The 18,817-nt window shown below is 43.8% G+C and carries 15 protein-coding genes and 1 tRNA gene; 6 read left to right on the top strand and 10 right to left on the bottom strand.

Going from position 1 to position 18,817, the window contains the following annotated elements; genetic code table 11:
• Window positions 1-9 precede the first annotated feature (9 nt).
• On the top strand, window positions 10-1,122 hold the full coding sequence (locus KKA81_15620; protein MBU2652356.1) for an ABC transporter permease: 1,113 nt from the start codon (window positions 10-12) through the stop codon (window positions 1,120-1,122).
• Window positions 1,123-1,124: 2 nt separating this feature from the next.
• On the opposite strand, the gene KKA81_15615 is transcribed toward KKA81_15620, so the two are convergent.
• From KKA81_15615 to KKA81_15580, 8 genes are all read right to left on the bottom strand, one after another.
• Entirely contained in the window at window positions 1,125-1,967 is an 843-nt protein-coding gene (locus tag KKA81_15615; protein MBU2652355.1) for a hypothetical protein, read from the bottom strand.
• A gap of 61 nt (window positions 1,968-2,028) precedes the next feature.
• Entirely contained in the window at window positions 2,029-3,738 is a 1,710-nt protein-coding gene (locus KKA81_15610; protein MBU2652354.1) for a caspase family protein, read from the bottom strand.
• 30 nt (window positions 3,739-3,768) lie between these two features.
• A complete protein-coding gene (locus tag KKA81_15605; GenBank protein MBU2652353.1) occupies window positions 3,769-4,605 on the bottom strand; it encodes a hypothetical protein in 837 nt (278 codons plus the stop codon).
• A gap of 6 nt (window positions 4,606-4,611) precedes the next feature.
• A complete protein-coding gene (locus KKA81_15600; GenBank protein MBU2652352.1) occupies window positions 4,612-5,649 on the bottom strand; it encodes a hypothetical protein in 1,038 nt (345 codons plus the stop codon).
• Window positions 5,650-5,825: 176 nt separating this feature from the next.
• Complete coding sequence (locus KKA81_15595) at window positions 5,826-8,480, bottom strand: hypothetical protein (protein ID MBU2652351.1); 2,655 nt, start codon at window positions 8,478-8,480, stop codon at window positions 5,826-5,828.
• A 3-nt stretch (window positions 8,481-8,483) separates the two neighbouring features.
• Entirely contained in the window at window positions 8,484-9,518 is a 1,035-nt protein-coding gene (locus KKA81_15590) for a hypothetical protein (GenBank protein ID MBU2652350.1), read from the bottom strand.
• Between the two features lie 159 nt (window positions 9,519-9,677).
• Window positions 9,678-10,220: a hypothetical protein gene (locus KKA81_15585; GenBank protein MBU2652349.1), complete on the bottom strand. Its 543-nt coding sequence runs from the start codon at window positions 10,218-10,220 to the stop codon at window positions 9,678-9,680.
• Between the two features lie 391 nt (window positions 10,221-10,611).
• A tRNA-Ala gene (locus KKA81_15580) sits at window positions 10,612-10,685 on the bottom strand.
• Between the two features lie 67 nt (window positions 10,686-10,752).
• On the opposite strand from KKA81_15580, the gene thpR reads away from it, so the two are divergent.
• Window positions 10,753-11,310 (top strand): RNA 2',3'-cyclic phosphodiesterase, encoded by a 558-nt coding sequence (gene thpR / locus KKA81_15575; protein MBU2652348.1) that lies wholly within the window; start codon window positions 10,753-10,755, stop codon window positions 11,308-11,310.
• Window positions 11,311-11,501: 191 nt separating this feature from the next.
• Here thpR and KKA81_15570 read toward each other — a convergent pair whose 3' ends face one another.
• A complete protein-coding gene (locus KKA81_15570; GenBank protein MBU2652347.1) occupies window positions 11,502-11,843 on the bottom strand; it encodes a hypothetical protein in 342 nt (113 codons plus the stop codon).
• A 294-nt stretch (window positions 11,844-12,137) separates the two neighbouring features.
• Here KKA81_15570 and KKA81_15565 point away from each other — a divergent pair, with 294 nt between their 5' ends.
• Entirely contained in the window at window positions 12,138-12,569 is a 432-nt protein-coding gene (locus KKA81_15565) for a GNAT family N-acetyltransferase (protein MBU2652346.1), read from the top strand.
• 49 nt (window positions 12,570-12,618) lie between these two features.
• Here KKA81_15565 and KKA81_15560 read toward each other — a convergent pair whose 3' ends face one another.
• Window positions 12,619-14,073, bottom strand: a complete 1,455-nt coding sequence (locus KKA81_15560) for a transporter substrate-binding domain-containing protein (protein ID MBU2652345.1) — start codon at window positions 14,071-14,073, stop codon at window positions 12,619-12,621.
• 483 nt (window positions 14,074-14,556) lie between these two features.
• Between KKA81_15560 and KKA81_15555 the strand changes: the two genes are divergently transcribed.
• Genes KKA81_15555 through KKA81_15545 form a run of 3 tightly spaced genes read left to right on the top strand, consistent with a single transcriptional unit; the run spans window position 14,557 to window position 18,801 of the window.
• On the top strand, window positions 14,557-15,144 hold the full coding sequence (locus KKA81_15555) for a sigma-70 family RNA polymerase sigma factor (GenBank protein ID MBU2652344.1): 588 nt from the start codon (window positions 14,557-14,559) through the stop codon (window positions 15,142-15,144).
• Window positions 15,131-15,949: a hypothetical protein gene (locus KKA81_15550; protein ID MBU2652343.1), complete on the top strand. Its 819-nt coding sequence runs from the start codon at window positions 15,131-15,133 to the stop codon at window positions 15,947-15,949. Before KKA81_15555 ends, KKA81_15550 begins: the two co-directional genes overlap by 14 nt.
• Before the next feature lie 32 nt (window positions 15,950-15,981).
• Window positions 15,982-18,801, top strand: coding sequence for a CHAT domain-containing protein (locus tag KKA81_15545; protein MBU2652342.1), 2,820 nt, complete (start codon window positions 15,982-15,984; stop codon window positions 18,799-18,801).
• Window positions 18,802-18,817 lie beyond the last annotated feature (16 nt).

Raw genomic sequence — 18,817 nt, 5'->3', positions numbered from 1 at the left:
GAATAAAATATGAGAACGATACGGTTTATATTACAGAAGGAATTCCTGCAAATTTTCAGGAATAAAACCATGATCCCAATCATCTTCTTTGTTCCTATTGTACAGTTACTGGTTCTTTCATATACCGCAACCTTTGAGATCCGGAATGTGGACATGGTTGTGGTCGACCTTGATCAGAGCCCTGAAAGCAGAGAGCTCAGGGGCAAATTCCAGGGGTCTCCATTCTTCACAATATCTGATCAGACTTTTTCTTATGCTCTGGCAGAGGACATGCTGAAGAAAAACAAGGCTGATCAGATACTGCATATCCCTTCCGGTTTTTCCCGGGATATGGAAAAGGAAAAAAGAGCTGCAGTGCAATTGACGACCAATGCCATCAACGGGTCGGCGGCCAGCCTGATGAGTGCCTATGCCCAATCGATCATTCTCGATTACAATAGGAATATCATTGTCGGGCGCATCGGCCTTACAGGTAATCCCGAACCTATCCGGATTAACTATTCATTCTGGTATAATCCTGAATTGAATTACATCACGTATATGGTACCCGGCATCCTTGTGCTTTTAGTCACCATCATCGGGATGTTCCTGTCAAGTATGAACCTGGTAAGGGAGAAGGAAATCGGCACTATTGAGCAGATCAATGTAACCCCAATAAAAAAGTATCAGCTTATTATCGGTAAGCTGCTTCCTTTCTGGCTGATTGCTTTGTTTGAACTGGCTTTTGGACTTGCCATTGCCAAATTGGTTTTCAATATACCCATCCTTGGCAGTATCGGATTGATTTTTTTGGTTGCCATGATTTACCTTTTGGTAATACAGGGATTTGGTTTGTTGATTTCCACTTTGACAAACACTCAGCAACAAGCTATGTTTCTGAGTTGGTTTTTCCTGGTGATCTTCATCATGATGAGCGGATTATTCACTCCGGTACAGAGCATGCCTGTCTGGGCTCAATACATAAATCTTGCCAACCCCATTGCCTATTTTATTGAGATAATCCGTATGATTATGCTCAAAGGGTCCATGATGGCTGACATACAAAAACCTTTGATGGCATTGGGCATTTATGCTGTCATATCTTTAACACTTGCAACCTGGAGGTACAGGAAAATAGCCTGATTTCAGTTTTTTCTGATGATAAAACCGTGTTGTTCCACCAGCCTCTCATCCGGCGGGATAGTATAGATCCACGACATAATAACATTCACCGAAGGTTTTTCCATAAACGGGTAATCCCTTTTGGTAAATACAAAGATCAGCAGGTTGAATTCTTTATCCTTTCCGGGTTGCGTGACTTCCAGTTCATACCCTCTTTCATCGAACAGGGCGCTGATGGGGAAGTCGTAAGTGGTTCCTTTCAGGAAAAGCTGGTCGGGTGTTTCATTCAGGATGGGGTTGACGGGATCGGCATATGGATACAGGAGGGATGCATTATCTTCTGTAACGTTGAATATCTTCAGATAACCATCTCTCATGGGAATAAATTCAAAGCGCATGAAATCCCCGGCATTATAGAATTCATTGATTCCTTTTACTTTGAAGCGGAATGAAGGATCCTGTTTTTCTTCGTGCTTGAAAACGGTAGCATCAATTTCCACTTCAACGATCATGTTCCCATCTTCATCAAAGCTCTTATTCTCTGTTAGTATCTGATTGACCATAACTTCCCCACCGGTTTCGGTCGAGGTGAAACCCTGAAAAATCTCCTGGAACTTTTCATTATCCTCGAACTGGTAAAGGAAGTCGTTTACCTGTATACTTTCGGAAACGCCGGCAAGGTTGAGAGCTTCTCTTTTTGCTTCTTCAATGGCTTTTCTCTTGGTTTCTTCCGGGGTCAGGTCGCGGGAAATGTACATTCCCTTTGCTTTGACATTGACCTTTTTCTGTGCAAAAAGGGGCATTGCCATAAGACTTAGCACAAACGCCAGTAAGATTGCTCCGGTAAATGCGTTTCTCTTCATCATGATCTAAGGTTGTGCCCTCGCGGGCGGGGTTCATATTGTCGGTCCTGTAGAATTTCCAGGATCAATGGAATCTCCATGATTCCCATTCTGTTTCCACGTTCACGCTTACATTCACACGGGGGTCCTGTTCTTTCTGATTGATCTTCAGCGATTCTAGAGAGACCCGCTGGGTTATGTAATCGGCCAGTTCACCATAGGAAACATTTCCTTTTGTATCCTGCAATTTTTTAAGCAGATAGTAGGTAAACATCCCATGTTCCATCTCCTTATAGGGCAGTGCCGATTGTTCGCCGGTGCTGGCGGTGAAAACCACCATATTTCCGGTTACCATGTTCTCTTTAGGTTTGACTTTCACGCCTCTGGCAGCCAGCAGTCCGGCTGCACGGCCTCCACCGCTGAAACAGGCATCCAGGAAGACAGTCACCTTGCTGGCTTGCGCTTCTGCAAATTTCCGGTAGATTTCGTTCAACTGAACGGCAGCGCTGAGGTTGGTACCCGAAACATCGACAGGGATCAGATAAGGCTCCCGGGTGTTTTCATCAGGCAACCCATGTCCGGCATAAAAGAAGATGATCTCTGCCTGTCCGGGTGTTTTGGCTGCAAGCTTGGTAACCAGATCGAGCTTTTGCAGCATTTCCCCGGCGGTGGCATCCGTGAGCAGGAAGCAATTGCTTTCTTCCACACCCAGGGTCTTGATGGCATATTCCTTGAACATTTTAGCATCGGTACGGGCAAAATCAACATTTGACTCCGTGGCTATGCCGCGCTGGTATTTCGAATAATCCTCATTCCCGATGATCAGGGCATACCGGAAAGGGTATTTTTTGGGATGGGCAGGGATATTTTTATCTACATCGGCAGAAAGCGATGCAATAGCGATGGTGGGGGCTGCAGTCTCCACACCCGATATCACAACTTCGTTGCGAGCCACCAGCCTTTTCTCGAGGCTCACACTCAGCGATGTGTCCCGTGAATATCTTCCAAAGCCTTCGCTGAGGTCGACCAGTACAGGGATCTGGTTAAGCGTATAGCGCCTGGATGCTGTAAATGTAAATTCGAGTTTTTGGGATGATCCAGGTTCCATCCTTCCCAGTTCAAACGATGATTGTTCGCTCAACGGGAAGCAGTTGGCATTGGGGAAGCGAAAATCGGCTCTCACACTTTTGGCGTCTCCCTGTCCGATATTTTGCACGATCACTTCAAGCACAATGGGGTAATTTAATTTGATCATCCCCCCGTCTTCGGTGCTGAATGCAGCATCGGCAACAATGATCTTGGGTGTGGCAAACCTGCGGGATTCCAGTTTCATGATCAGCGGATAGGCATCAAAACCCCGTTCCTCGATCACATCTACCTGGAATTCAGCCATGCCGTTTTCCAGCGCTAACTCGCCGGTAATCGGTATGCCTACCTGTTTCCTGCTTCCTGCAGGAATATCTCCAAGCAATGTTTGCTTCTCAAAGGTAAGTCCGGTGATGGTCTGGCCTTTGAGGCTTGTCTTGACCTTTACGTTGTTAGCCGGTCCTTTACCAATATTCTCAACGATAAAGATGATGTTACATGCTTCGCCGGCATCTATAAAATTGTTGCCGTTCTCATCCACGAAACGCTCTCCGGTGATGATCAGGTCGGGCAGGTCCTTAATAAATGTATTAGTTGAAGGTTGCGAGGTCACACTAATTTTTTTTGAGACACTTTTGCCCGACATCACCTGGCCCTGGGCAGCAACGGCCAGTACCAGGAATGCAATGATGAGCAGTTTTATTTTCATGACAGTTGGGTATTTGTTGTAAAATTATTGTTAGAATCTGTACCGAATCCCGATCATAGGTGCTTGATGAACAGGATTATAGTAACAGTTCATGGATAAGTTGCTGTTTCTGTACTGGCGGTTTACCTTTCCTGCCTGAAGCCCGGTCCACAGGATGTCCAAAGCCCATACATTAATGGCCAGTATCCCCAGAACGTTGGAAAGGGTGCGTTGCGATTCTGCTTTGCTATAAAGGTCATCGCGTGTTGCCGGATCGCCTTCTTTTTTATAATCTTCAAAATTGTTGTAAGCGCTGCCATTCATGATAATAGCTCCTGCTACCATGCCGTAGCCGGCAACGCCGAGAAGCCAGTAAGCTCCTCCGCCTTTGGCTACTGTGTTGCCCAACCCGGGAAGAAGGACCGATAAAGCCATACATCCCGGTACACTTACTTTTTTCGCTCCACTGACCTTGGGTTCTGTTGTTTTTACCGGTGTGGGATCCTTCCTGACTTCAGCAGGTGGTTTGGCTCCGGCAAGGCTTGATTTTCCAAGCACCTCAACAGATATTTCCTCGTTGAGCTGAACATTATCTGCTCCCATGTTCCAGTTAATCCTCAATCCTTTATCACCCTTAACACCGGATCCTATATCTCCTGTTATCGTTACAGGATTCAGGGTGCCACCCGATGCTTTGTTGATTTTTACCCAAATATCAAAGGTCTCACCGGCTTTGAAGTTGATGATGTCGTAAACAATGACCAGATTCTGACCATCCTGGTAAAAATCAACGTGGGTGATCTCAGCCTTCGACTGCGCGAAAACCGATGAAGTGGATAGTATCGCGAGGAAAAATATTATGCCGGTTCTTATAAGTATCGTCTTCATGAGCGTTTATTTGTTTCGGTTAATATTATTGCTTTCAGTGACCTGAGGATTAATGGGCATACCATGAACAAAGACCGGGCGGTTTACAGGCCTTATGCCTGTGCTGCCCAATTCATATTCTTCCCCTTTGAGGTTGGTGACATAGCCTTTAATATTCCAGTTGCGGTCGATTCCATATTCCTGCGACATGGAGATCCATGTGGTGCCGTCGTCAACCGAATAAACATCAGAGTAAAATGGCTCCATTACCGGTCCGGAGTCGGCTCCGACCGGGAAAATACCCTGCGGCTGGTCAACGATCCAAACTCCAAACCAAAGATCAAGACCCGTGTTTACCGGTATATTTGTGGTGAAAGAGAATTCATTCCATGCATAGCTTGTTACACCAGTGATTTGCTGATATTCTTTTAAAACAGTGCCGGTCAGTCCTCCTTCCCAGGTTGTGATATAATAGGTGATGGCAGGATCAGGATCCCAGGCGTAGAAACCCACCTTTGCAACCCTGAACCCGGTAAACTGGGCTATATCGGCTGCCGGTATGCGGATAGTAGCATCGAAATTGCCCCCGTTCGTCCTGCCTATACCTGTCACTGCATCGGTAAGATAATAATCAAACCATCGCGGATTGGGTGTGGGTGTGCCTCCGGCGGTCTTGAAATTTAATACTGATCCATATACTACTCCCGATCCATATTCCATGTATGCTCGTATGTAATAAGTTGTATTGGATGATAAACTGGAAATTCTTGAATCAAAACCGCCTGTTGAGGCTACCGATCCAACAGGTTTGGTTTTACAATTTATATTATCTTCAATAACAGGGATGTTCTTGGTCGAAGAATAGCAAAATCCATATTCTCCTACATTACCATCTCCAATGTCCGAGATAATTCCATATGCGTCAAAGTATGTATCGTTAATATTTTGTGGTGTACTGGTTACCACGAAAGGTATCCTTTCCAGCTCAATCTTTTTGCAGGAGAAAAGGACAACCCCCGCTAAAACAAGTAAAATCAGGAGTTTCCCCGGTAAATATGTTCTCATATCTGGTGTTTTTGGTTTATCCTTAAATCTATCTTCAAATATTTATCAATTCTTCATTGTTCATTGTTCATTGATCATTGATCATTGTTCATTATTCATTATTCATTGTTCATTGTTCATTATTCATTATTCATTATTCATTGTTCCCCTCGGCTTCGCTCGGGGCGAGCTATTATTTAATCCAATATATCCTCCTTCAGGTTCATCACTTTTTGTGTATGGTCTGAGTCATAGTCGAACAACATATCACCTGATTGCCGGTACAGTCTTACAAAATTCAGGTCGTACCACACCACCATTTTCCCAACCACGATACCTTCCAGGATGGTTATCTGGGCATCACCGTTGTCGAATTTTGACACCTGGATTCGGGCACCGGGGTTGATCTTTACTTTATCGATGGTGATAGAGCTGCCATCAGAAGTCTGAATGTTCACAATACCGTTGTTATTTACAATCATATTGATTTTCCCCATGTTTTCATAAATGCTTTTATATCGGGATTTGAATGAGGGGTTATATCTATCCAGCGCCATTTGGGCATCTCTTCCGGAAATTTTATATCCTGCATAATTCATCAGGTTGGTCACGGCAAAGAGCCCGGCGATGGTTCTTTCATATTTTTGCTGTACGAGCATATCGTTCTCAGCTTTCAGGCTTTCTACGGGGTTCATGGCTTTTCCTTCGGCAAAGCTGGCGGTGGAGTAGTTCATGCCTGTTGTGCGGTTGAAGGCGCCGGCGAAGAAGATCTTTCCGCTGGGGTCGGTCTTCAGTCCGAAATTCCCGAAAGCCTCATTTTCATTGAAAAGTTGGTTTTTCTCATGCACACCTTCGCTGTTGAACCAGGTCACATAGCTCAGGTAGGTATCCTGTTCATATTGATCGAGGCCGGCTTTCTTAGCCCAGAGCAAGCGGCCCCGCAGATTGTATTTGGCCATGACGATGTCGCTTTTGCCTTCTCCTGAAGAGAGGGAGAGATCGGCTTCGCCCGGACTGATGCTTCCGTTGAAGGATCCAGTTACCACCAGGAATCCTTTGTCGTCAAGTGCTACCGCGAAGCCGGTTGATTCGCCGTTTCCGCCATAAACATCAACCCATTCAGGATTTCCTGCAGTATTGTATTTTACTATGAACATACGACGTTTGCCATCGGGGTTTTCGATAATACGATCGCCGAATTGTGCTTTACCGCTTATATAGCCGGCCAGATAGGCATTGCCCTCTCCGTCGAGCACAATATCATTGAAGCTGCCGCCTCTCTGACCGTTGGCTTTCATGGCCAGATCCCAGAAATGCTCGCTCTGGGCATAGAAATAGCTACCGTTGAGCCTTTCTATGATCTCTGCATCGGCATCACGATATTCCGGCATGGTCATTCCAAGAGGTGCGTTGATATAAGTTGGGTCGGCGACCATGTATTTTTCGTTATGATAAACCAGGAAATCACCTTCCACTGCTTCGTTAAGGTTTACGGCCGTAGCCACATGTCCGGTATAGGCCAATCCAAGCGATTTCATATCCAGCAATTCGGAAACGAGATAGGAGAACAGAGCGGAGCGGTCTTCGCAATCGGAAAAAGGATAGTAAAAAACCTCCACCGGGAAGAAAAATTTCTCTCTTCCGAACTGTTCCTCATCGATCTTGTATTCAAAGGCTGTCTGCACAAAATTCAGCAGGAACGATACAGCCTGCACCTGGTTCATTTCATTCAGTACCGGTACCAGGCTTTCCATAACCGATTCCTTAAACTGACCTTCCATGGCTGCATTGAAATACACATTAATATCTACGACCGGATAATCATTATAAAAGCGGATGAGGTTTTCGTTGTAAGAAACTTTGACAGGATAGGTTTGACCGTTATAACTGAAATCTATTTTCTTTGTCTTTTCGAGTGGAGTGAAGTTCAGGGCATTGTAAATGTTAAAGTCGATCACACGGTTGGCATCGGGCAGGTCTTTTTCATAGGTATACAACTGATCTCCTTCTATCGGATTCATCAGGTAATAGGTCTGGGAGCCCAGGGTGATGAAGCGGTTGAAGTAGACCGTCTGGTAAGAAGGGAGCAAAAGGCATACCCTGCTTCCTGAATAGGCTACCTTAACTTTATATCCAGACTGAAGCATCAGGAACCACTGCATAAGGCGGGCGGAGTTCTCCGACCCCTGGAAAACCGTCTTAGCTACCTCCCCCGTGAGCAGGTAATAGGCCCAATCGTTGAGGTTCATCTGGAACTTATCCCTTAACAACTGGTCGATCAAAGTGGAATATGGGGTTTGGCTTAGTTTCTCAAAGTAAAGGCTTATGGTTTCTGAGCTAATGCTGGTATTGTCGAAAACAGGGGGATTTTCTTCCCAGGAATAGGAAAGGTTATTTCCATAGAAATTCAGGTTGTAATTATCTTCCGCAGCCAGCCGGATATCTGCTTTCAAAACTCTGGGTAACAGCGTTTCGCGCGCCGGATCGGATTTGATCTCAAGCACTTTGTTAATGGTGGGCATTTTACCAACCGGTTCATCGGCGCGGTCTTCGGGTTTGAATTTGGGCATAACATCGGGTTTGGGCCTTTCAATAGGCTTCCTTTCTTTGAAAAGGTTGAATTGTTCCCATTCCTTTTTCAGGTAATCTGCAAATTCCTTGTCTCTTTGCTCTACATAGTTATCGAAGTCTTTTTGCATCTTTTCCAGGAATTCCTTTTGCTTCAGCTTCATATCCTGAAGTTCCTGTTGCCGTTGTTTTTTAAATTCCTCAAAAGTTTGTCCCTGTATGCTGATAAACATAAATAGGAAGGTTATCAGGGAAACGGCGGATATAACTTGTTTTGCATTCATGGCTTATTTGTTTATGAATTGAACATTCACGTACATCCTGTTTTCCAGGATGTTAATACTTTCAAGTCGAGGATATTGTTTACACCGGATCACTTCGCGGTCGAGAATTTTTGTCACGGAAGTATGCTGGTCGCCGGTGGTTTTTATTTTTCCTGCCTGCATTTTGGCATCTATAAATACATGTTTGAAGAATCCTTCGATCATTGAATTCCAAAGGCCGAGGGCAGGATAGGCTTCGTGGGAGGCTTCGGGGATTTGCGGGACAGAGTTTTTGTAGCGAAGTCTGTAAAGAGAAGCTTCAATTTCTTTACCGTTGAAAAGGGAATTCACTTCGTAGGATTTTTGCTTTTTAAAACTGATAAAGCGATAATTTTCCGAAACTTTCTTCCCTGGTGTTTTGTTTTCGCATTTAAGCTCAATGCGATGGGCTAATTCATATTTGCTGTTATCGCGTATTTCAGAGCTCCAGCATTCGGAAATGGTGATGAGGGTGTCCTGGCCGCCATTTGCATCCGGTGTATATTTCACCATCAGGATGGATTCACCATAGCGGTTCACTGTATCGTAAAGGATTTGAAAATCACTGCTGTCGTATATCAGAGCGGCGGTGATCATGTAAAAATCAATGTATTTTCCTGTGATATCCCCTTCATTACCCAGATTTGTTTCGTTAACAAAATAGTCAGAAATATGTTTGACCACTGAGGTTTTCATGACAGCGGTAACAGATTTGGCTCTGAGCCAGGCAAGCTCCCTTCCTGCCCGGCGGTCCATAAAAGGATCGGAAATACCTACGGCATAAATGCTTGCGTCAGCACTGACCGGAATGTAGGTAAGAAAATCAGGGAAAGGTTCAGGATTGGTGATCAGATAGTTGCTGCCAACAGGTTCTGCCGGTTCTTCGTCTTCGGCAAGTTCTTTCTGGAAGGTTTCCAGGAAGTCTTTATAGTTTCTTAGAGCATTTGAGTCTCCTTCCTGGGAATATATGGCAGGAATAGTACCTAATAGCATCAGACAGATAAGTATCAGAGCTTTCATAGAAGTTGGGATAAAGATTTAGGGTGAAAAAGCTGCCTCAAATTCCGGGCACCGCTGTGTAAGTCTTCTTCCCGGTAATTGAAACAGGTTCAAGACCGGATATATAAAGACCGGGGTGAAAAGAAATCTGAGACAGCTTTTGTTGACCTGGCAGGTAGATTAATAACCTTTCTGCTCCTCCATCTTGTTCATTTCTTCGTTGAAAGTCTGTTTGAACTTTTCGTAGTCATAGTCGATCTTCAGCTTGGCATCTGCGGGGAGACGCTGGTTCATAGCTGACATGATCTCATCACCGGCAAGTTCAATGGCGATGTAAGTCTTGTATGTTCCGCTGGTGGTCTTGGTCTGTTTTTCACAGATGGTACGGATGCCGTTGAGTTTCTGGTTTACGACTTCCCTGGAAAGACCTTCATAGCGTTCCTCAACTTCTTCAATATTGTTCAACTCCCTGGAGTTGACATAATTATCGAAGGTAGCTTTCATGGTTGTTTCTATAGCGGCAGCCAGATCAGCCTTGGCATTGCTGAGGGCTTTCTTCTTGGAAACAGCCTGGTCGAGGCTTTCGCCAATCTGGTTGGCACGGAAATACTCACTGTTGGTCTGATACTCAGGCCCGGAACAATAGGTCACAATTTCCACTTCATCGGCTGGTGCTGGAGCCTCTTTTTTGGATTTGCAACCCTGGAAAACTACGCCCGTCATGGCTATGAGCAGGGCAAACATTGCAATTTTGGTAAATGATTTTTTCATAATGCTGCTTTTAAAAATTTATTAAACATTGGTCCCAATTTTTAAATGTATGAAATGCAGTGTTTTGGGTAAAATAATGCACTCGTACTTCTGAAAAAAAACAACTAATTGATGACCCAACTAAATTAGTAAAATATTTTGGATTTGTAAACAGGAATTTTTTTCTGTTGGGGAATTCTTATTATTTGCGGGAAAATTTGGTTATATTGTTATGGGGTTATAGGGTTATTGGGAAGGGAGGAGTGAAGATATCAGATCGACGATATCAGATCGCAGATCTACATCTTCGATCTTCGATCTTTGATCTTCGATCTCCGATCTTCGATCTCCGATCTTCAGTCTGTGGAGCATATCGGAGTCGAACCGATGACCTCTTGACTGCCAGTCAAACGCTCTAGCCAGCTGAGCTAATGCCCCTTAAAACAGGATTGCAAATGTATGAAAAAAATTTTTACTTTCGAAAATCCCAAACTGATTTTATTCTATGATGCGACTGTTTACGGCTATCAAGGTGCAACCGGGAATACGTTTCCTGGAACTTCTGTCCAAACTGCAACAATCGTTGCATTACGACAGGATTAAATGGGTGGAGACCGGGAATATTCATATAACCTTGCGTTTTTTCGGGGAAACACCGGAAATTGAGCTTAAAAAGATAATTCCCGCCCTGGAAAGATCCGTGACGGGACATAAGCCTTTTGAAATTACACTTAAAGATATTGGAATCTTTGGCAGTTCTTATAACCCCAGAGTGATCTGGTGCGGGATAGAACACAGCCTTCCCTTGCAGGCCCTGGCTAAAAGTCATTTCCTGGAACTGGAAAAAGCCGCCTTTCCGGGCGATCGTCAGAATTTTGTACCTCATTTAACACTGGGACGGATCAAATCCATAGGAAATAAAAATCATTTCCAGGATGTGATCCGTTCTCATCAGCCGGGAGTTATACAGCAGGTTCCCGTTAAAGAGATCATTCTCTTCGAAAGCATCCTGCGCCGGGAAGGCCCTGAGTACAGGGTTGTGGAGAGGGTTGAGATGGGGTGAAATGGGGAAAGGGAACTGGGAGGCTGGGGAACTGGGAGGCTGGGGGCTGGGGAAAGGTTACAGGTTTCAGGTTACAAGTTGCAGGCTGAAAGCGTTACACACTTTCAACCCTTACTCTCTACTCTTGCAACCTGTAACTTGCTCCCTGCAACTTACTCCCTGCAACTTGTAACCTGTAACCTGCCTCCTGTTTACTTCCCGCTGTTCTTTTCTTTTCTTTCCAGGAAATAGCTTATCACGAGAGCTAGTCCGCCAAAGAGAAAAATCATCGAAAAATACCCTACTTCTGCAGCGTGCTGAAAGGCTGAGGAGTTTTCGAGGGCACGGCCTGCAAACAATCCGAGTGAGATACCTATTAAAACGAGTCCCCACTTCAGGGTTGTAACTTTGTTTGATTCTGTGTGGAAGATTTTGGGATCTGCACCTTTTTCCAGCATTGCCATACGTTCCTTTTTTCGGATGTTAAGATGCACCAGTCCGTAAATAGTAGCCCCAATGATGAGCAAAATAAAAATCGGTGTGAATTCAATCATGGTATAAAGTATTTAAGGTTAATTCTGAACATTTGACGCAGTGTTTTTTGAAAGGTTACGGATTGGGGGTTATGGGTTAGGGGTTATGGGTTAGGGGTTATGGGTTATGGGTTATGGGTTATGGGTTATGAGTTATGGGTTATGGGTTATGGGTTATGAGTTATGGGTTATGGGTTATGGGTTATTGTGTTTAAATGAGTTTTATTAGCGCAAGATCTGCGATCTGCGATCTGCGATCTGCGATCTGCGATCTGCGATCTGCGATTCTATTACTGTTTCTTTTTACTTTTGTGTATGATTACTATTGAACGATTCCGTAAATCCGAGCGTCCTGAACTGGCTAATGAGGCGTTTGCGATACGTCAGGAGGTATTTGTCATTGAGCAAAAGGTTGATCCTGAATTGGAATACGATGAATTTGAGGAGCTTGCCGAGCACTATCTTTTGCTGGAGGACGGGGTTCCGATGGTGACGGCCCGGTGGCGACGTACTGAAAAGGGTATCAAACTGGAACGTTTTGCAACCCGGAGGCCGCTAAGGAACCGGGGTTTGGGTGCTATTCTGCTGGACCGGATACTGAAGGATGTATTACCTGCGGGAGTGCCTGTTTATCTTCACAGCCAGTTGCTTGCCGTTCCTTTCTATGAGAGGAGAGGCTTCAGGAAGGAAGGCGACATCTTTTCGGAAGCAGACATCCTGCATTATAAAATGGTACATAAAGGCTGATTTTTGTACAACCTTTGTTTATCAATTGCCGGGAAATATTTGGACTTGTTTATTGCAGGACCTTTTTATAATGTTCATAACGCTCCAGGATCTCAACGACGTATTTGAAGGTCTCTTCCCCGCGGGCGTAGCCGTATTTGACAACACTGTCGTTATAATACTTCGGATCTGATTTTTGCAGGATATACAAATCAACATTATCTGTCCAGCGGTTCGGGTCCTTGCCGTATTTTTCCGCAAGGCGTCTTGCATCGTATACATGGGCTATTCCGACGTTATAGGATGCCAGGATGAATTTCGTACGTTCCACGGGATCCTCAATAGATTCCGGAAGCTGACGGTCGATCCAGCCAATGAACTTCACCCCGGCGGCAATCTGTTCTTCAACGGAAGAGGTGGTGTCAACCCCATATAAAGCGGCAGTATGCGGCATAAGCTGCATGATGCCGAAGGCTCCCATCCAGGATTTTACCTCCGGGTGAAAACGCGATTCCTGGTATATCATGGAAGCCAGCAGACGCCAGTCAATATTGTATTTTTCCCCAATGCTGCGGATTATATCATCATACTGCGAAACTTTACCTCCCCTTACGGAATGGAATTCACTTTGAGCAATGTTGATCTGGCGGGGATTCCTGAAGTACTTGTCGTAAATGTATCCGGCTGCCGCGGATTGCAGATAACTGTTGAGCCAGTGATTGGCCTCCATCCGCAATGAATCATTCCCTTTCTTTACCGCCCAGGCAATGTGTTGAGGAAAACTGACCGGAGTTTGTACATCGATGTTAGAATAATATTTTTCATTTACCAGAGCAACGTGTTCATCGGCTACCGTGTAGTCAATCTCTCCCCTGGCTACCATAGAAATCAACTCTTCCACCTCATTTTCGCTCTGAATAACATATATGGTATCGCCGATCTCGTTGGCCAGGTTTTTCATCCTGTCACTAAAATTCGTTCCCTTTTGAACATATACCACTTTGTCGGCCAGGTCAAGAGCATTGCGTATCATCTTTGACTCCACCTCGTCCCAGGTTCTCATCTTCCTCCAGTTTTCCGGCTTGCGCTGAACCAAAACCTGCCGCGACTGCGAATGGGGTTTGGTGAAATCTACCCGGTTTGATCTTTTCTGGGTTACTGTTAACCCCATGGCAATAATGTCAACCTCCCCCTGGTCAAGCATACGGAAGCTGCGGTCAAGATCATTGCTTATCCTGACTTCAAGGTCAACACCAAGGTAATCAGCAAACAGCCTGAGCTTGTCGTACTGGTACCCCATGGGTTCACCCCTGTATAGAAAGTAACTCGTGGAATTGTAATCGGTAAGGGCGATCAGTAATCCCCTTTCCTTGATCTTGCTTAACTGCGATTGCCTGGCTTGTTCTTTATCAAGGATAGTGGTAAGCTTTTCTTCATGATTATTCAAACAGGAAGTAAGCATTATAAACCCTGTTATAATAACAAAGTTTATTATATAATATGTATGGCTTTTTGTAAGTTTCATAGTTTTCGCTGCAAATGTAAGACGAATTATTGTACCATACGTCTTAACAGTTAGACTTTTTATAAACAGTATTAATCATTTTTTGTTTAAATCCTGTTGATTTTTAAAATCGACGATTATATAAACGTCATATAATCAGAAATATAAGGTTATAGATTTTATTTTGGAGCGTTTAATAACTTTTATTTGCCATTTATATTCCAATTTAATGCCATCAAACGGAAATGATTGAATGATATTATTTTAAGATAATTATATTTCGGGTAAAATTTATTTTGTTATTAAAAAGGATGGTGATCATATATCACCTGAAAGATCAAGGGTTTTGCGAATTATTATTATGGTATTTCCAAAAGTGGTAGTCATGGTTTCGGAGTATTGTTGAAAAAATTTTTTTAAATTGTAAGGGGACTTTTCCGGATTTTAGGAACTAATGTTCAGATAAACCCAAAAACTAACAGCATTAAAAAAATCATTGAAAACATGCACCATTATACCGAATCAGAAATTATCCGGGGATTGATGGACATGGACAGGGGGGTGATTCAATACATTGTGGAAGAGTTCTTTCCATCGGTGAGTTATTATGTGATAAACAACAGGGGCAGGGAAGAGGATGCCGAGGATATCTTCCAGGATGCCATGGTGGTTATCCTGAAGCGCTTAAAAGAAGGGGAACTGAATCTGCATTGTTCGTTAAAAACCTATGTTTATGCCATTTGTCGAAACCTTTGGTTAAAAAAGGTGGCATGGATGCATCGCCGTAACCTGGTCCATGCCGGAGTTACTAACGAGTACCTCCTGGAGGAAGATGCATTGAACAGACCCGTTAAGAACGAAGAAATGCGCATCCTGCTTTACCAGAGAAACTTTTTAAAACTCTCAGAATTATGCAGGAAAATGATAGAGTTTTTCCTACAGGGGAAGTCCTTTACGGAAATATCTGCTTCCCTGGGTATTGAAAACCCTCAAAAAGCAAGAAAAAGGAAATACCGCTGCCTTAAAAGGCTGGTAAACTTGATAAATCATGATCCGGAATACTTAAGACTTATTGAAGATGAATATGCATGACCAAACTTATACCGATCTCATCCTGAGATATCTGGATGGTATCATGAGTGAAAATGAAAAGATGCAATTTGAGCAAATGCTGGAATCGGATGAAGCTCTTCAAAATGCCTTCCAGGAGCATAAGCGCTTATTTGAAGCCTTAGGAGAAAAAGACCTCCTGAAAATAAGAGCAGAAATAAAGGATATCCTGGAAGATCGTAAACTCAGGAAAGGATCCTGGATCCAAAACCTCCTCTGGAATCCCTGGTCGGCTGCTGCACTTTTTTGTCTTCTGATTTTTGCGGGTTATTTCCTGTATGTTAATGTATCGAATGACAAACCCGGTGAAGTTCCTACGATTGCTTCCGATACGGTTCGTTTCACTACCCCGGATACCATACAACAACTTTTCCTGGGAGACAACATCACGGAAGACAGTTTGGTTATTCCCGGAAGTGAAAGTCTTCATGAAACTCCGGCTTTGGCACTGGATGAGACCAATGATCCCGCTTTCCAAATCAGAGGGGAATATCTTGAGCTAATGGGAGTAGCCTACCGGGCAGATTATTTCCACCTCACATCTCCTGCCGATTCAGCGATTATTAACATGAACGATATTATTATCTTTTCGTGGGAACCTGTCAATGAAGCCTATGTTGTTGATATCCTTGATGGGCAGGGGAATATGGTGTATTCGTCTGATAGCATGGTAAATACTCCATATAACGTAAAAGCTGACTTTCCATGCGGAGCTTATATTATCAGAATAAGTGAGGATGATGGACCCGTATTTTGGAGTATATTCATGGTGCGAAATAGCCCTTGACCTAAGGAGATTATTATTAACATATTAATTCCATGCGAAATGTTATTATCCTCCTGTTCGGATTCTTATTGATACAGGTAATTTGTCATCCTGTTTTTTCACAGCATGATGCGCCCTTAACTGACCGGACGTGGAAAGACACTCTGAAGTATCAATACAGCAAAAGTGAGTCGACAATCCTTTGCGATTCCCTGAGGTCTTTGATAGATAGCGGGAATGGGATAATGGCTGCAAAGTGGGCATCAGGCATTCTGGGAACGGAAAACTCCGACAAGGAAATATGTGCCTTATATAGCTTAGGTTATTATTTTCTTGTGGCAGGGCAATACGATTCCAGCCTTTATTACTTTGAAAAGGTCGTATCCCAAAAACCGGATAACGGTAATACTGATTTTTTTCAAATCTTAGTGAGGAAATCTATGCATCTTATGGGGATGGCTTTTCAACTCAAAGGTGAACTGGAATCTGCCCGTATGGCTTATAAAATTGTGCTCCACTCTTTCCTGGAAAATGAACCTGAAGACCATACCGGAATAGCGGTTTTATACCTCAATATTGGCTCCCTGTATCAGTATGATGAGGATTATCATCATGCCCGGCAGTATTTTCAGGAGGCGCTTAGATATACCGTAGATGAGCAATCCAATGATATTTTGTTATCGTATATTTATAATAACCTCGGAACTGTATGCCTTTCCCTGGGTCAGCCGCGGGATGCCCTTAACTATCTTGCCGAATCGGAAAAGCTTCTGTTGCAATTGTTTCCCATTCATCATCCGGAACATGGAGAATTTCATTATAATTCAGGACTGGCCTACCTCGCTCTTGGGGATTACAGAAAAGCTCTGTATCACAACAGAATAGCTGCGGACATTTATGATGGGATGATGCCATGGCTGGCCGATTGTCAATGTGCAACCGGAAAAATCTATTCGGCTATGAATGTGCCTGATTCAGCCCGGGTATATTTAAATATTTGTCTGAAAATGCTGAAAGGGCATTTTGGCGAACGGCATCCCTCCATTGCTATGTGTCTGAACGACATAGCTGGAGTCTGTTACGAAAATCATGAATTTGATACCGCTTATGCCATGTTCCGCGATGCCGTGAAATCAAACATCAGCGCAAAGGCATCCCTGGATGATTGCTTACTCCCGGAATCAACCGATTCCATTCTCAGCAGACCCGAATTGGTTGTTTCTCTTGCCGGAATGATCCTTTCCTTTGAACAGACTAAAGATTTCCGGAATAACCTGTTGTGTAACAAGAAAGCCGAACAAACCCTGGTTAATGTTTTGGAAACAGTGATAGCCGGACATAAGGATCAGGGATCAAAATTTCTTTATGCAGAGAAAACTCGCAGAATAATGGCACAAATTTTAAGACAGAAAATATTAACCCCTGAATACGGAGATCCTTCCCCGGAACAGGCTGCTCTTATTTTTTTGCTGTTGGAGAAATGCAAGGCAAACATTCTGGCCAATTCCCTATGTCGTTTGCCTGACCAGGGATTTCCAGAGGAAAGGATAACTCTGATAAATGAACAAAGCAGACTGCAATCCATACAGCATAGTCTGGAATTGTCAGGCAGGTTTTCAGGCAGGATAAAAGATTCCATCGAGAATCGCCGGTTCCGTCTGATCCTGGCTATGGATTCAATAACCGAAACTTCAGACACATCAAGGGTAGCTTCAGTTTTTACCGACACCATAGCTCTTCCTTCCCTGCAGCAAGTTATGGATTGCCTTACCCCGGGTGAAGCTATCCTGAATTACATGTTACTTGATTCCGGTATTATTGTTTCCACCATTACCCGGGAAGGGATGCAACTTCACAGGTTGCCATCCAAAAGTCCCGACATGCTGGTGAGGAAATACCTGAAAAGTCTGCGCATGATTGATATTCCCGGGGCGCATGCGATGGGTGATTCTCTGTTCAAAGTACTGGCAGACCCGGTATTAAGCCAGCTTACAGGTATAAAAAAGCTTATCATCATTCCCGATGGATTGCTTTATTATCTGCCCTTTGAGAGCCTGATCACCAGAACTGAAAATAGTAAACCCCGTTATCTTATCCAGGATTTTGAGATTGTTTATAGTTATTCCGCTGCAGTATGGTACCAATCTGTGAAAAGCAGCATGTGGCCCGGGATACGACAAATTAATTCTTTTGCCGGGTTCGCGCCGGTTTTCAAAATGGCGGGAAGCAATGCCATGCATTGCCTCGATTCCGCCTCTTTGAGGTCTTTTACCGGCAAAGATGGATATATCATTGAACTGCCTTATACTGAAGAGGAAATCAACATAGCAAAGGGGATTTTATCAGGAATGGGTGTAGATACTATTTCATTTATGCATGGGGAAGCCACTGAATTAAATTTTAAAAATAATTTCAGGAATCATGATATTGTTCATATAGCGTCGCATGGTTTTTCAAACGAGGATTACGGTATTTCAGGATTGGTTTTCTCCCAACAGGGGGCAAAGGAATTTCAACCGAATACCCGGATGGATGATGGGATATTATTCATGGATGAATTGTCGGGACAAGAAAGTCATAACCAACTGGTTATTTTAAGTTGTTGTGAAAGCGGATTGGGCAGGCTGGCAGGTGGTGAAGGAGTTATCTCCCTGACCCGGGGTTTCCTGGATGCAGGTACAGGACAGGTTATCGTTTCCTTATGGAAAGTATCAGACGTTCATACAAAGGAATTCATGGAAGATTTTTACAGCTTTCTTGTATTAGACAATACCCCTGCGAAAGCCCTTCGCAAAGCCAAAATCAGCATGCTGGAAAATCAGCGAACATCTTTCCCAGGCCTTTGGGCGACCTTTGTTATTATAGGACATTGATGAGCGCTCTTATCCG

Source organism: Bacteroidota bacterium, from assembly GCA_018831055.1.
Taxonomy (GTDB): domain Bacteria; phylum Bacteroidota; class Bacteroidia; order Bacteroidales; family B18-G4; genus M55B132.
This window is presented reverse-complemented; position numbering and strand designations above follow the sequence as displayed.

Excerpts from the sequence above, each read along its gene's own strand:
- KKA81_15545 (MBU2652342.1), top strand. The coding sequence starts at position 15,982 with ATGCGAAATGTTATTATCCTCCTGTTCGGATTCTTATTGATACAGGTA.
- KKA81_15615 (MBU2652355.1), bottom strand. The coding sequence starts at position 1,967 with ATGATGAAGAGAAACGCATTTACCGGAGCAATCTTACTGGCGTTTGTG.
- KKA81_15595 (MBU2652351.1), bottom strand. The coding sequence starts at position 8,480 with ATGAATGCAAAACAAGTTATATCCGCCGTTTCCCTGATAACCTTCCTA.
- KKA81_15560 (MBU2652345.1), bottom strand. The coding sequence starts at position 14,073 with ATGAAACTTACAAAAAGCCATACATATTATATAATAAACTTTGTTATT.
- KKA81_15610 (MBU2652354.1), bottom strand. The coding sequence starts at position 3,738 with ATGAAAATAAAACTGCTCATCATTGCATTCCTGGTACTGGCCGTTGCT.
- KKA81_15570 (MBU2652347.1), bottom strand. The coding sequence starts at position 11,843 with ATGATTGAATTCACACCGATTTTTATTTTGCTCATCATTGGGGCTACT.
- KKA81_15565 (MBU2652346.1), top strand. The coding sequence starts at position 12,138 with ATGATTACTATTGAACGATTCCGTAAATCCGAGCGTCCTGAACTGGCT.
- KKA81_15550 (MBU2652343.1), top strand. The coding sequence starts at position 15,131 with ATGAATATGCATGACCAAACTTATACCGATCTCATCCTGAGATATCTG.
- KKA81_15555 (MBU2652344.1), top strand. The coding sequence starts at position 14,557 with ATGCACCATTATACCGAATCAGAAATTATCCGGGGATTGATGGACATG.
- thpR (MBU2652348.1), top strand. The coding sequence starts at position 10,753 with ATGATGCGACTGTTTACGGCTATCAAGGTGCAACCGGGAATACGTTTC.
- KKA81_15585 (MBU2652349.1), bottom strand. The coding sequence starts at position 10,220 with ATGACGGGCGTAGTTTTCCAGGGTTGCAAATCCAAAAAAGAGGCTCCA.
- KKA81_15590 (MBU2652350.1), bottom strand. The coding sequence starts at position 9,518 with ATGAAAGCTCTGATACTTATCTGTCTGATGCTATTAGGTACTATTCCT.
- KKA81_15620 (MBU2652356.1), top strand. The coding sequence starts at position 10 with ATGAGAACGATACGGTTTATATTACAGAAGGAATTCCTGCAAATTTTC.
- KKA81_15605 (MBU2652353.1), bottom strand. The coding sequence starts at position 4,605 with ATGAAGACGATACTTATAAGAACCGGCATAATATTTTTCCTCGCGATA.
- KKA81_15600 (MBU2652352.1), bottom strand. The coding sequence starts at position 5,649 with ATGAGAACATATTTACCGGGGAAACTCCTGATTTTACTTGTTTTAGCG.